The 13959-nt window shown below is 38.5% G+C and carries 15 protein-coding genes; 7 read left to right on the top strand and 8 right to left on the bottom strand.

Going from position 1 to position 13959, the window contains the following annotated elements; genetic code table 11:
• The first annotated feature begins 40 nt into the window (after positions 1–40).
• The gene (locus tag TV75_RS01410; RefSeq protein ID WP_044336794.1) at positions 41–1642 is read left to right on the top strand and encodes an ABC-F family ATP-binding cassette domain-containing protein; all 1602 of its coding nucleotides are present in this window, start codon (positions 41–43) and stop codon (positions 1640–1642) included.
• A gap of 63 nt (positions 1643–1705) precedes the next feature.
• Here the strand turns inward: TV75_RS01410 and recQ are convergent, their stop codons facing one another.
• The 4 genes from recQ to TV75_RS21720 form a co-directional block, all read right to left on the bottom strand.
• Complete coding sequence (gene recQ / locus TV75_RS01405; RefSeq protein ID WP_156142297.1) at positions 1706–3835, bottom strand: DNA helicase RecQ; 2130 nt, start codon at positions 3833–3835, stop codon at positions 1706–1708.
• Positions 3836–3974: 139 nt separating this feature from the next.
• On the bottom strand, positions 3975–4106 hold the full coding sequence (locus tag TV75_RS22455) for a hypothetical protein (RefSeq protein WP_301280405.1): 132 nt from the start codon (positions 4104–4106) through the stop codon (positions 3975–3977).
• 154 nt (positions 4107–4260) lie between these two features.
• Positions 4261–4476, bottom strand: coding sequence for a cold-inducible protein YdjO-related protein (locus TV75_RS01400; protein WP_034758928.1), 216 nt, complete (start codon positions 4474–4476; stop codon positions 4261–4263).
• Positions 4477–4714: 238 nt separating this feature from the next.
• Positions 4715–4846: a YuzL family protein gene (locus TV75_RS21720; RefSeq protein ID WP_156142296.1), complete on the bottom strand. Its 132-nt coding sequence runs from the start codon at positions 4844–4846 to the stop codon at positions 4715–4717.
• Positions 4847–4999: 153 nt separating this feature from the next.
• Between TV75_RS21720 and TV75_RS01395 the strand changes: the two genes are divergently transcribed.
• The 3 genes from TV75_RS01395 to TV75_RS01385 are packed head-to-tail and all read left to right on the top strand — an operon-like array spanning position 5000 to position 8775.
• Positions 5000–6514, top strand: coding sequence for a spore germination protein (locus TV75_RS01395; protein WP_082051103.1), 1515 nt, complete (start codon positions 5000–5002; stop codon positions 6512–6514).
• A 12-nt stretch (positions 6515–6526) separates the two neighbouring features.
• Positions 6527–7639: a GerAB/ArcD/ProY family transporter gene (locus TV75_RS01390; RefSeq protein WP_044336790.1), complete on the top strand. Its 1113-nt coding sequence runs from the start codon at positions 6527–6529 to the stop codon at positions 7637–7639.
• Complete coding sequence (locus TV75_RS01385) at positions 7636–8775, top strand: Ger(x)C family spore germination protein (RefSeq protein ID WP_044336789.1); 1140 nt, start codon at positions 7636–7638, stop codon at positions 8773–8775. The genes TV75_RS01390 and TV75_RS01385 overlap by 4 nt, the downstream gene beginning before the upstream one ends.
• Before the next feature lie 40 nt (positions 8776–8815).
• On the opposite strand, the gene TV75_RS01380 is transcribed toward TV75_RS01385, so the two are convergent.
• Positions 8816–9163 carry a DUF1033 family protein gene (locus tag TV75_RS01380; protein WP_052504385.1) on the bottom strand — a complete coding sequence of 116 codons (348 nt, stop codon included), beginning with the start codon at positions 9161–9163 and terminating at the stop codon, positions 8816–8818.
• Between the two features lie 174 nt (positions 9164–9337).
• Here TV75_RS01380 and TV75_RS01375 point away from each other — a divergent pair, with 174 nt between their 5' ends.
• Positions 9338–9793 carry a cupredoxin domain-containing protein gene (locus tag TV75_RS01375; RefSeq protein ID WP_044336786.1) on the top strand — a complete coding sequence of 152 codons (456 nt, stop codon included), beginning with the start codon at positions 9338–9340 and terminating at the stop codon, positions 9791–9793.
• An 83-nt stretch (positions 9794–9876) separates the two neighbouring features.
• On the opposite strand, the gene TV75_RS01370 is transcribed toward TV75_RS01375, so the two are convergent.
• Both TV75_RS01370 and TV75_RS01365 read right to left on the bottom strand, forming a co-directional pair.
• Positions 9877–10236, bottom strand: coding sequence for a fluoride efflux transporter FluC (locus TV75_RS01370; protein WP_044336784.1), 360 nt, complete (start codon positions 10234–10236; stop codon positions 9877–9879).
• Positions 10226–10603, bottom strand: a complete 378-nt coding sequence (locus TV75_RS01365) for a fluoride efflux transporter FluC (protein ID WP_044336782.1) — start codon at positions 10601–10603, stop codon at positions 10226–10228. The genes TV75_RS01370 and TV75_RS01365 overlap by 11 nt, the downstream gene beginning before the upstream one ends.
• 507 nt (positions 10604–11110) lie before the next feature.
• Between TV75_RS01365 and yidC the strand changes: the two genes are divergently transcribed.
• Entirely contained in the window at positions 11111–11851 is a 741-nt protein-coding gene (gene yidC / locus TV75_RS01355; RefSeq protein ID WP_156142337.1) for a membrane protein insertase YidC, read from the top strand.
• Between the two features lie 39 nt (positions 11852–11890).
• Here the strand turns inward: yidC and TV75_RS01350 are convergent, their stop codons facing one another.
• Positions 11891–13069, bottom strand: coding sequence for a D-alanyl-D-alanine carboxypeptidase family protein (locus TV75_RS01350; RefSeq protein WP_044336776.1), 1179 nt, complete (start codon positions 13067–13069; stop codon positions 11891–11893).
• Between the two features lie 256 nt (positions 13070–13325).
• Here TV75_RS01350 and TV75_RS01345 point away from each other — a divergent pair, with 256 nt between their 5' ends.
• Positions 13326–13955 carry a 5-bromo-4-chloroindolyl phosphate hydrolysis family protein gene (locus tag TV75_RS01345; protein ID WP_044336774.1) on the top strand — a complete coding sequence of 210 codons (630 nt, stop codon included), beginning with the start codon at positions 13326–13328 and terminating at the stop codon, positions 13953–13955.
• Positions 13956–13959 lie beyond the last annotated feature (4 nt).

Here is a 13959-nt window from a genome sequence, read left to right as displayed (position 1 = left end):
TTATAATCTTTTAGATTGAGTATTAGGAGGTATATCACACATGATTCAAGTATCAGATGTAAGCTTACGTTTTGGTGATAGAAAACTATTCGAAGACGTGAATATAAAGTTTACTCCAGGAAATTGCTATGGCCTTATCGGAGCAAACGGTGCAGGTAAATCTACATTTTTAAAAATTCTCTCTGGAGAAATTGAAGCTCAGACTGGCCACGTATCGATGGGTTCTGGAGAGCGTCTTGCTGTATTAAAGCAGGATCACTTTGAATATGAAGAATATGAAGTGCTAAAAGTAGTGATTATGGGTCATACCCGTTTATATGAAGTAATGCAAGAAAAAGACGCCATCTACATGAAAGAAGACTTCTCTGACGAGGACGGTATGAGAGCTGCTGAATTAGAAGGAGAATTTGCCGAGCTGAACGGCTGGGAAGCTGAATCAGAAGCTGCAATCCTCCTAAAAGGCTTAGGGATCAACGAAGATCTTCACTCGAAACAAATGTCTGAACTAACAGGTGGAGAAAAAGTAAAAGTATTATTAGCTCAAGCACTATTTGGAAAACCGGATGTCCTTTTACTGGATGAGCCTACCAACCACTTGGACATTCAAGCGATTCAATGGTTAGAAGACTTTTTAATCAACTTTGAGAACACAGTCATCGTCGTATCCCATGACCGTCACTTCTTAAACAAAGTATGTACACATATCGCTGACCTTGATTTTGGTAAAATCCAAATCTATGTAGGAAACTACGATTTCTGGTATGAGTCCAGTCAATTAGCCCTTAAAATGGCTCAGGATCAGAATAAAAAGAAGGAAGAAAAAATCAAGGAACTTCAAGCGTTCGTTGCAAGATTCAGTGCTAACGCATCTAAGTCAAAACAAGCAACTTCCCGCAAAAAATCGCTGGAAAAAATCACATTGGATGATATCAAACCAAGTTCACGCCGTTATCCATATGTTCAATTCAAGCCTGAGCGCGAAATCGGAAATGACGTCCTGCGTGTAGAAGGACTTACAAAAACGATCGATGGAGTAAAGGTTTTAAACAATGTGAATTTCATTCTTAATAAGGATGATAAAATCGCATTAGTCGGTGCGAACGAGATTGCAAAGACGACTTTATTCAAAATCCTCGCGGGAGAAATGGAGCCTGACAGCGGCTCATTCAAATGGGGAGTTACAACGTCTCAAGCATACTTCCCAAATGACAACTCCAAGTATTTTGAAGGCAATGAGCCTTCACTTGTGGATTGGTTACGTCAATACTCACCAGAGGATGAGAGCGAAACATTCCTTCGCGGATTCTTAGGTCGTATGTTATTCTCAGGTGAAGAAGTATTGAAGAAGCCAAGTGTCCTTTCCGGAGGAGAGAAAGTACGTTGTATGTTATCGAAAATGATGCTAAGTGGATCAAATGTTCTTTTATTAGACGAACCAACAAACCACTTGGATCTAGAATCCATCACAGCACTAAATAATGGTTTGATTAATTTCAAGGGCGCCATGATTTTCGCATCTCATGACCACCAGTTCATTCAAACCATCGCTAATCGCATTATTGAGATCACCGAAGATGGTGTTATTGATAAAGAAACGACTTACGATGAATTTCTTGAAATGAAAGCTTCTATGAAAGCTTAATATACAATAAAAAAGCAGGTAGCCAGACGGCACCTGCTTTTTTTTATTCAGTCACTATTCCCATCACTGATGATGTCCGTGTTTGACCAAGTATCCTTTAATCTGAAAATAGCTTATTTTTTTAGGTAATTCCTCTTTAATGGGCTTTAAGAGGCCGGCCCCTACTTTCGAGACTGCATCTTCAATAAGTTCTTCTTCTTCTTCTGTAAAAAGGATATTCCAGTCATGCGTGATGCCTTCCTGATAGGAACGGATAATGTGATTTTCAATCGTTGCCGTGCTCATTCCCCGCTCTTTCGCAATTTTTTTTATATCCATATTATCTTTGAACAACTCATAACTGATTAAATGGGAAGCTGTTTCAGACTGACTTTTCTTCCGTGATCGCGAAGGCTTGGCGACATGAACTTGATGTTCAGGATTCTCCCGTAAAAAAACGGAAATTCCGTTTATGAATATTTCTCCATACCGACTCAGCTTGTTTTCACCTACTCCGCTAACCTGCAGGAATTCTTCTGATGTTTTCGGCATCTTCACACACATGTCCTGAAGCGACTTATCTGAGAAAATAACGAAAGGTGGGACTCCTTCTGAATCTGCAATCGATTTACGGAGTATCCGCAAGGTTTGGAACAAGCCATCTTCTTTAGGAGCGATGGAAGAAACAGTAGGCTGTACTTTTCTCGTAACGCTTCTTTCTCCCATTAACACCTCTTTGCCTTTTGATGAAACTTTCAGGATAGGAAAGCTGCCACCCTCTACTTGTATGACTCCCTCTGAAATCAAATAATCGATGAACAGGCCGACATCCTTCTGAGATTGCTCTTTCATTAGTCCATATGTGGAAAGACGGTCAAATCCCCACTCCAGGATCTTTTTATTCTTTGACCCCGTCAGTACACCGCTGATGAGTGAGGTACCGAATCTTTCATTCATTCGCATCATACAGGATAATACCATTTGTGCTTCTCTCGTTACATCCTCGGACTCCCTATCATCCAGGCAATTGCTGCAGTGACCGCATGCTTCCTCTACATGTTCACCAAAATACGCTAAAATGTAGTTCTGCAGGCATGCTTCTGTATGGACAAAGTCAACCATATCACGCAATTTCTGCATCTCATTATCATGTAATTCCTGATTTACGATATTCTGGTCAATGATATACCGCTGTGTCTGGATATCCTGAGGTGAAAATAACAGGACACATTCGCTGTTCACTCCATCACGACCTGCCCTGCCAGCCTCTTGATAGTATCCTTCCATATTCTTCGGAATTTGATAATGGATCACAAAGCGGACATTTGATTTATTTATCCCCATTCCAAATGCATTGGTCGCAATCATGATAGTAATGGAATCATTGAGGAAGGCTTCCTGCTGTTCCTGCCTGATAATGTCAGACAGCCCGCCATGATATTTCCCGACAGAAACTCCCTTTTTCTCAAGATATATATAAAGGTTTTCAACTTCCTTCCGTGTGGCACAGTAAATGATGCCGGAATGCTGATGATTCTTTTGTACATACCTTTCCACCCAACGCTTTCGATCTTCACCTTTTACAACTTGGAAGAACAAATTCGTCCGTTGAAAACCAGTTAATACTTTATATTGGTCTGGAATATGTAAATGATGAAGGATATCGGTTTGTACCTGTGGAGTTGCAGTCGCGGTCAGTGCAAGGATGGCGGGATTTGATTGTAGTTGTTTAACTGCTTTATAAATACCTAAATAGCTTGGTCTGAAATCATGACCCCATTGAGATAAACAATGCGCCTCGTCAACAGCTACAAGGGGGATTGGTAATGAATTGAGGAAACGAATAAACCCAAATGATTCTAATCTTTCAGGAGCAATGTAAACAAGCTTGTATTCACCTAAAGAAATCTCTTCCATTCTTGTCTCTACTTCACTATTCGATAGCGTACTATTAATGTAGGTTGCTTGAATTCCCTGATGAATTAACGAATCCACCTGATCTTTCATTAAAGATATGAGTGGAGAGATAACCAATGTTACTCCATCAAACATTAATGCGGGAATTTGGTAACAGAGCGATTTCCCCCCTCCCGTCGGCATAATTCCTACAGTATTTTTTCCATCAAGTATGTATTGGATAATCTTTGCTTGTCCATCTCTAAATTCGTCATATCCAAAGTATTGTTTTAATACTTGTTTTGCTTCTACGATCACATTTTTCCCCTCCAAGAAAATCATTCGTATTCCTTTATTGTATTCCAGAACGAGGAATGTGCCAATAGGAAGCTCTGATTTTTCAAACAAAAGGCTGTACAGTCGTATTCATACACGCATGTACAACCTTGCCATCAACTTAGAACCACTTAACTGTTTTTTCTTCTTTATTTACTTCAACAGGCTTTGACAGCTTCCAAAAGCTTTCCCATACGTTTTCTTTATTCTCAGTAGAAGTACTCTTGACTTCCTTCTCTTTCTTGTTAGACATGGTGCTCCCTCCCTTATTACATAAATACATTACATACTATTCAAATGTAAAAAAAGAGTTTAATATTTTTTTTAAAATCACACCATGAGGATGATGCTAGTATAGCTAGGTCAAGAAAAAAGAACCAATCAAATGATTGGTTCTTTACGACCCATTAGGAAGATTTCATTGTAGGATGTGGATTGTCTACAACTTGTAATACCTTAGTAGATGTCACCATATCTTCTTTACAAAGCGGACACTTAGGCGTATCTTCACTTTTGAAGTTATCTCTCATCCAGCCTTTACAATCTTCAGCGGAACAAGCCCAAATCTTTGTTTCCTCTGTTTTAATTTCTTCCTCAACTTGATTTCTACGACCAAAAGCCATTGAACGTCCTCCTTTAAGGTAAGTAGGATTTCCTTGCTATGCTTTCTAACAGGAAAATAATGATTGTGGTAATTTATGCTGCAGATAGTATGTGGTCAATTAGGTGTAGCCAGTATAATCGGAACAATTTCTACGATTGTTTCCATTATACCATACTTGACTTCAATTTAATATATGAACTCCTTAGTATAGGTAACAATCGCCTCATATGTACTGAAGGAAGGATGAATATCCTCCGTCATTTTTTCTTTCTGCTTCTAGAAGAAGGAGCCTTTACTCCACCTGATAATTCCTGGTTGGTTGTACCTTGTCCTTCTACTTGAGAAGAACCCAGAACAGCTTTCGATGGATCTTTTTTCTTGTTGCTCATCTGCTTCACCTCCACTCCTACCTTGCCCAATTCCTTTACAGTTTATGTATATATTTTCCCTTTTTCACTTCTTAGAATGAAGGACTTTATGTGATAAAGAATAGGTTTCATGGGAAGTCTAATCTTTAAATTAAGGTTTAGGGTGTTGATTCTGTGTTTAGACGTAGAGAAGTAAAAAAGGATATTGAGAACGGGTCGGCCCATAGCTTTGATATAGAGACGTTTCACAAAGAAGTACTCAGCCTGGTTAGCCATAGTGAGGATTTAGTATTTAGAATCATTACTATCGGAGAACAGAAACTCGCAGTGGTTTACTTTGAAGACCTGATCGATACAACATCGTTGCAGGATAGCATTATCCGGCCCCTTGAAGAAACTGCTGGAGAGCTAAATTATCTTATTATCCAAGATACGATTAATATTGCGAAACTTACACAGACAAATCAAATGAACGATGTAATAGATAATTTAGTAAACGGGACGGCCTATATCTTTAAACAAGGTGATACTCACGGTATTTTAGCAGATGTAGCTGATAAAGGAACACGTGCCTTAGAAAAAGCTGAAACAGAATCCCTAGTGTTTGGTCCCAAAATTTCATTCACAGAATCCATCACGAAGAATTTGAATTTAATCCGTTCTAATATTAACGATCCAAAACTTTGCGTCGAAACCTTTATGATCGGTTCAAGAACGAAGAAAAAAGTTCAAATGGTATACATAAAGGACATTGCTGAAGAAGAGAATGTAAATACGTTCAGACAGCGAATTACGGAAATTGAAGTCGATAGTATAGTGGATTCCACTGTGCTGGCTCAGATGATCGAAGATAATTCAATTACATTCTTCCCACAATTTATCACGACTGAGCTGCCTGATCGCTGTACCATCTCACTCCTGCATGGAAAGATCTGTTTACTTGTCGATCGCAGTCCTACAGCGATCATCGGGCCATCTACGTTTATGAATTTCTTTGAATCGACAGAAGACATTTATATGAGATGGAATATGGGGACATTCCTAAGACTAATCCGCTTTGTAGCTATTTTTTTCTCCATCCTTTTGACACCTGCCTATGTGGCGGTCCTGACGTTTCATTATGAAGTCATTCCCTCTGCTCTCCTTGTTTCTCTGGGACAGTCGAGATCTAATGTTCCATTCCCTCCCGTTTTCGAGGCAATTTTATTGGAATTCATCATTGAGCTGTTAAGAGAGGCGGGAGCAAGGTTACCAACAAAGGTTGGGCAAACCATGGGGATCGTAGGTGGTATCGTCATCGGTCAAGCGTCAGTTCAAGCCGGGTTCACCAGTAACATTTTGATTATCATCATCGCGATATCTGCCTTGGGCTCCTTCACTGCTCCAAGCTATGCAATCGGAACTGCCGTCAGAATCATCCGTTTTCCAATCATCATCATGGCGGGATTATACGGGGGTGTGGGAATCATGTTTTGCTTCTGTTTTATTCTCATTCACTTATTGAAAGTGACAACATTGGGCAGGCCTTATCTATCACCCATTTACCCATTTAGGTTTGCAGACTTCAAATACAGTCTATTCCGCTTACCTTATCAGTATTTAGTCCAACGTCCGACTTCCAACCACCCCATAGATCAGGGAAGAATCCCTGAGAAGAAAGCAAAAGAGAAGAAAGACGTTGATGAGTAAAGGATGAAATGTATGAATATTAATGTGAATCCAAAGGAACGGTTAATGTTTAATGCCTTCTTGATAATGTTTATCGTACACACGGCACAAACTGGAGTCGGGATTGCAGGACTGCCCAGGGTCATTTACATGGAGGCAAACAGGGACGCATGGATTTCTGTCCTTTCAGCTGGAATTCTCGTTTCGTTTGTTCTATTTCTCATGGTTAAAATGCTTGAAACATACGATAGTACCGATTTGTACGGCATCCATATGGACATTTATGGAAAATGGATCAGCAAAGGATTTAACGTCCTATATATCGGATATTATCTCAGTGTCACTTACGTGATTTTAATGAACTATATCGAGATGGTCCAGGCATGGATATTCCCTAAAATGCCTACATGGCTCTTGATGGGGTTACTGATTTTTTTAATGGTTTATAGCGTGTTAGGGGGCATCCGGGTTGTGGTCGGCATTGCTTTTTTGGGGCTCATCCTTGCATTCTGGTTAGTATTTATGATCTACACCCCTATTAAATATCTGGACTTCAATCATCTTCTGCCTGTTTTAACATCTTCCCCCAAAGAAATAATGATGGGTATATATAAATCAAGCTTTACCCTTATTGGATTTGAATTGGTGTTATTTGTGTACCCTTACATCAAGGAAAAGAAAAAAGTACTAAAATATGGCCTGATTGGTGCAGGATATTCCACTTTTCTCTTTACGATTGTGACCGTTGTCAGTATCGGGTTCTTCTCAGAAGATGCCCTTTTAAAGACCATCTGGCCAGTCCTGTCCATGTTCAAGATATTGAGGATCCCAAACTTGGAACGATTTGAATTCATTGCAGTCTCTTTCTGGATGCTGGTCATCCTTCCAAACATTTGTCTCTATTTTTGGTCAGCTTCAAGAGGAATGAAAAGAGTATTTAATGTTTCTCAAAAAAAGTCCATTTACCTTTTCGCCATCCTGCTATGGCTATTATCCCTATGCGTACAGGATCGTCTCACGATGAACGTCATTACAGACAAAGTCGGGACCTCCAGTTTTATTCTTTCCCTTGTCTATCCCTGCCTCTTATTCATACTGGTTAAATTGAAATACATTAGTAAGAAAGAAAAGGGTGTAGATGTATGATTAAAACCATCATGCTTCTTCTGCTTTGTCTTTGTACTTGTTTCTTAAGTAGCTGTGTGGAGCCAAGGTATTTAGAAAAGCTGGGATTGATTACAGCCGTTGGATATGATCAGGCTGAAGACGAGAAAATAACCGGCACAATGGTCCTGTATCAGTTTAATCCGGCAATGCAGGACGTTGAAAAGGTACTTATTAGTAAGTCTAAGACCAGTAAAGGAATCCGTCTGTCGCAGAATTTAGAAACCGACCATAAGCTTGTTTCCGGTCAGTTAAGGATTACTGTTTACGGAAGGGAGCTTGCGGAAAAAGGGATATCCCACTTGGTTGATACGTTGGAACGGGATTCCTCCATTGGGAATATGGTGTACTTAACAATTGCTGATACAACTGCCGAACAAATCCTGAATTATCAAATGACGGAAAGACCTTCGAATATGGGGACGTACTTATATAACTTGGTCAGGCAAAATGTTGAATCGGAGACGCTTGTTTCACCGACACTTCAAGAATTCATCACTGATTACGGAAGTGTTGGCAAAGACCCCATGCTGCCGTTGCTAAAGGCATCAGACGGGAAGGTTGGAGTAGATGGCTTCGCATTATTTACACGGGATAAATTCATTAAAGAGATAAAAAAAGACAAGATTTTTTTTATTCGATCACTTATGGAAGATTACGATGCCGGCAGCGTCGAAGTGGAACTGCCATTAGAAAAGTTCAAACCTTACTTGACAAGTCCTCATCTTGGACAAGAAAAAGATAAGGTTTATATTATGATAGATAGTATCAAATCATCTCATAAGATAAAAACAGAAAAAAAAGCAACACCAACCTTTGAAGTGAACTTGAAGATCGAATCACGTTTACTTGAAATGTCTGAAGAAATGAAGTTGTCCAATCCGAAAGTGTTAAGCTTACTTGAAAATGAGATTGGGAATTATATCGAAAAGAATATTAAAGAGATTATCTTGATGCTTCAAGAGGAAGGCACGGATCCGATTGGATTTGGCATGGAGTATAAGAGTATAAGGGGACACGAAGATTTATCAAGGGAAAAGTGGGATAAACTCTACAAAGATGCTTCTTTTCAAGTGAAAGTAGAGAATAAGATCATTCGGACAGGAGTAATTGATTAAAAGCCAAGGGTCCATCCAGTAAAGATGGACCTATTTTTTATTATTGTTGAATTCGATCTCTGATTTGATTGATGACGGACTCATCCTTCATTTCCATCGGTTGGTCATTTTCAAAAATGATCAATCCGTAATAGACCTGCAGATCATCGTCACACGCTTCGCAAAAAAATACTTCACCTGGGTCCCAAAACGCAATAGAGTGCATCTTCTTACTTTTGGACTTATGATGGGTATTACTCAGTCGTCTCATTTCCTCAAGAAACCTTCCAACCGCTTCATCCCTGCTATTAAATGTCCATTCATGAATGATATCTTTTTCCCAGCCTTCAAAAAACCACCAAGGCTCTGCATCACTCTTTGTTGTCATGACTCTCCATGTATTATTCAATGCTTCACCCTCCTTATTTCCATGTCCAAATTGTACATAAAATACGAACGAAAGAAAAATATTTAACTTATGCATCTTTTAAATTATTGACAAGTTCCCTCAAGTACAAGCATAGGTTTAATAGAAAAGACCTTGGTAAATCTACGCTAAATAGAAAAAGAGGGGGAAAACCATATGAATTTTATTGTGTTAAAAAAGGGTTCCATCATCGCAATACTGGTAACAATCATGCTTATTACTGTCGGGACGATATGGGCATTATCCTCTAAGAACTCCTATCCTACGGTCTCATTATCAGATAAAGAAAGAGAGAAACAAGTCATCCAGCTGGTCACTGGGGAATTCAAGTCTGAAACTGCCTCCGGAAAAAAGATTGAGGCCTATAGATGGGACCCTGGGACGATTGTAGTTGAAAAAGAGACGCCTGTGGAATTACGAATCTACGGAGTCAACGGCATGGAACATCCGTTTTATATTGAGGGAACAGACATTAAAGGTACGGTAAAAAAAGGGGAAGAAACTGTTGTAAACGTAACGTTTTCGAAGGAGGGAACGTATAGACTGATTTGCGAGACTCATGAAACCATTGATCGCAACGGTCCTATGATTGCATATATTGTGGTTGATTAATCCTTTTTCATATGATTATTTTACGGATCTCTAATGCGGGATTATTCCACGAAAGGGGTCCTTTTGTTTGGTATGACACCTTGCTAAGCTGCCATACCCAAGATGTACCCTGTCGCTCCAAATATGATTCCAATGATATGACTGCCAAAGAAATAAAATAGGCCCATTTTCATATTTTGTCGGAGAAGGCTTATCGTCTCCCAAATAAAGGTTGAAAAGGTGGTAAATGCCCCACACAAACCGACCCCGATAAAGAACATGGCGGTCTCTCCAGCACCGTTTCCAACCAATAACCCTAATAGTAAAGAACCAATCGCATTAACTAGTAGGGTCGCTTTCGGAAAACTGGAACTACTCCATTTTTTAACGCCATTTGCAACCAGGTATCGTCCAATAGCCCCCAAGCTTCCGCCCAATACAATTAGAAGTATGTTAATCTCCATGAACAAGCCTCCCTCTTTTTCTTCCTGCTACATAACCTGTCCAAGCCAATAGAAGGCCACCTATAGAAGTAAAGGCAAAATACACGAAGAATAGAACCAATTGTTTTTCTATTAAAAAGGTGACTAACTCGATACTCAGTGTAGAAAAAGTTGTAAAAGAGCCTAAAAACCCTGAAGCTATAAATAAATACGATTTTTCATATTTAGCAGACCATTGACTATAGAAATAGGCTAGTAGGAAACTTCCCAAGAGATTCGCCGTTAGGGTCGCGAACGGTAACCCGCTTTGAATGGTCCAGTGATAACTTATTCCCCACCTGCACAAACTTCCTAATGCTCCACCAATGCCGACTAATAAGTATTTCATTCTGTATAACATCCCTATTTTATAAGATTATATTATTGTGAAACCTATTGTTGACATATTCGTATGTACAATTACCATAGTTTCTTTTTCCATTTAGCAGTATACTTTAAATGGAATAGAGTTTATGATTCAACAATACATTTGATCAGTAAATTAAAGGAGTCTTCTCCATTGACATTTATCATTATACAAGACTTTATAGATTTTTACTTAAGCCCATTACATTTTAGTATAGTATTTCTATTTATAATAGCTTTGATTTTGGATCATTTTCCTGGAATATATCATTTATACGTACGACCTTATGATAAGAGCCTCGAAAGAACAAATTTCATTGTAACGTGCGTTACAGCGAATAAGATTATTCCTATAGGGCTGAGGTTCATTGCATGCATGAAATTTCAATTTTATCATACCGATAATGACGACGAAGCCTCTTCTGTATGTTTCTAATCATGAAGCATTTATACAGAGGAGGAATAATCATTGAAAAAAATTACATTCATCATGCTCTTGTCACTATTAACTCTTTCAGGGTGTCAAAGTGCAACAACTGAGGGAGCGTTTTTTCACGACTATCTTGTTAACCCATTTTCGTTTCTCATCCATGAAATAGGGACCTTCCTGGGTGGAAACTTTGGACTTGCGATCATTGTCATTACACTTCTTATTCGTCTCATTCTTCTTCCATTTATGCTTAACACGTATAAAAATCAACAAGAGATGAAAGGGAAAATGGCTTTAATCAAACCAGAAATGACGGAAATTCAAAAAAAGATAAAAGAAGCGAATGATAAAGATGAGCAGATGAAACTGCAAAAAGAAATGATGATGCTTTACCAGAAACATGGAGTGAATCCTCTTAATATGGGATGTTTACCTTTGTTAATTCAAACACCCATATTGATCGGGTTATACTATGCAATCCGGTCATCATCTGAAATCGCAAGCCACTCCTTTCTATGGTTTAATTTGGGGCAGCCGAATTATATTATGGCCATTATCGCTGGGGTGGTCTATTTAGCCCAGGCTCGGGTATCTTTAATAAATATGCCTGCAGAGCAGCAGGCCCAAATAAAAATAATGAGCTATCTTTCGCCCATTATGATTTTTATTTTTTCATTTAATGCACCAGCCGCCTTACCCCTATATTGGACAGCTGGAGGGGCATTTCTCATCTTACAAACGCTGATTGGTAAGACTCTTTATCATCATCAACCCTCTTTAGAAAAACAAGAAAGTCAATGAAAAAAGGGAGCCCAAGGGCTCCCTTCTTCCATTTAAGGGTTATTTCTTTACAGATCCTATTCGAACAATGGAAATTCCTATAATGAAAAGCAAAATCATGTATATAAAAAACGGATAAAAGAGGATTTGTTGACGTAACTCATCTTGGAAAAATAATTCTGTGCTTTTGCTCGAAGCAACTGCGTTTTTCTGTTTTACGGGAGATTTCATCACAGGATTGAGCTTTGTTGAAGCCATTTCTTCCTGCTCTTCATTATATAGTGTTAATATTCCATTTCGATCCAGGCTCTCAGTAATCTTTCCATTCTTAGACCGGGTATATTGGAAATCCTTATTAAGCTTAAAGGAAGTATCCTCATATTGAAAGACCGTATCCTTTGGAATATGGCTTCTAGTGAAACTGTTTAATCCATAATCAAGTAGTTTTCTGGTATCTGAGTAGGTGGCTCTCTTCGACTGAGCTTTCATCGTAACAGTGACCAGAGAAAGATTATTATTTTCAGCGGAAGTCACCAGCGTATGTTTGGATTCATCAATGAACCCATTCTTCCCTCCGGTCACTTCCGGATAAGGAAGTTCTCCTTTCACCATTTTATGATGATTATAAAGAGTAGTCTTCCATCCCTCAGTCGACCAATCTATGGATTTCAAACTAAATAGCTCTTGAAATTGTTTGTTCTTCAAAGCGTAGCTGGTAATCACTGCCATATCATAAGCCGTTGTATAGTGATTCTTACCGAACAGTCCATGAGGGTTTTCAAAATTTGTTTTCTCTACGCCAATTTCTTTTTTCAGAAAAACGTTTAATTTTTCCACAAATTGCTGAACGGATCCCTCAGTGTGTTCAGCAATGGCAACCGCTGCATCATTACCGGAGTTGACCATCAACCCCTGAAGTAACTGCTCCAAAGAAACCTTTTCACCTGCTTCCAAGTAAACGGTGGAGCCTTCTGTATTACTTGCTTTCTCACTTATTACCACCTTGTCATCAAGGTTTGCATGCTCGATGGCATAAATAGCTGTAGCAATTTTTGTAATACTTGCAGGGTTCATTCGTTTTGTCGAATTTTTTGAGTACAATATACTATTTGTTTTAGAATCTATGATAATAGCCGAATCACTAAATAAGTTTTTAGGTTTTTTTACAATATTTTCTTGAGCTGATACGATAGAGGTAGAGAAGCAGAAGAAGATCAGCACAATGAACCATTTTTTCATATATCCACACACCTGTCTTGTCAATGTACTAAACCATTCTACCAAAAATATTTCTTCTTTAATCATGAATGCGCGAAATGTTAAGAAATTGAAAGAATGATGTCAATTCCTGTAAACTTTTTCAGCCTGGGTAATAAAAATGGGTACAATATTTCCATTTCACCTTCATTTACAATAAAATAAGAATATGAATATGAAACTTTTTTGCACATTAAATCGTATTTAACGTAAGCATCTTTAATAAGGGGTAGATGAAATGAATACATTTCTTCAATTTTTAGTAAGAACAGTCATCTCATTCAGTATAGGGACCAGTAGTTTTATCGCCTACTTACTCCTATTTGACTTAGGATTTCCTCTTACATTCTTGTCAAGTCTCGGTACGGGTATTCTTCTTTTCTTCGTCGTAAAGGGACTGCAAAAGAGATGGTGGCTGAAAAAAAATGGACTTTCCTCACAGGAATTTCGATATATTAATAAGAATTTAAAAGAAGCGAAAGAAAAAGTAAAACGCCTTCAAAAACAACAATTAAGGGTAAGGTCACTTGGGGCATTTAAGCAAATCCTCGAATTGAGCAGATTGAGCAGAAGAATTTATCAACTGGTGAAGAAAGAGCCAAAAAGATTTTTTTCAGCAGAATCTTTTTTTTTCTACCATCTGGATTCAGTTGTTGAAATCACAGAAAAATATACGTTTCTTGCTGCACAATCAGGGAAAAACAAAGAAGCTTTCTTATCACTTCAACAAACCCGGACGACACTTGATGACCTGACAGGGTCATTGGAAAAAGACCTGCAGAACGTACTGGCTGATGATATGGATACACTACAGTTTGAACTAAACTTTGCCAATCAACATTTATCTCATAAAAAAGACTTAAAATAGATAT

The sequence above is a fragment of the Rossellomorea aquimaris genome (assembly GCF_000935355.1).
Lineage (GTDB): Bacteria > Bacillota > Bacilli > Bacillales > Bacillaceae_B > Rossellomorea > Rossellomorea aquimaris_B.
The sequence above is the reverse complement of the archived record's forward strand: the minus strand, read 5'-3'. Positions and strand labels throughout refer to the sequence as shown.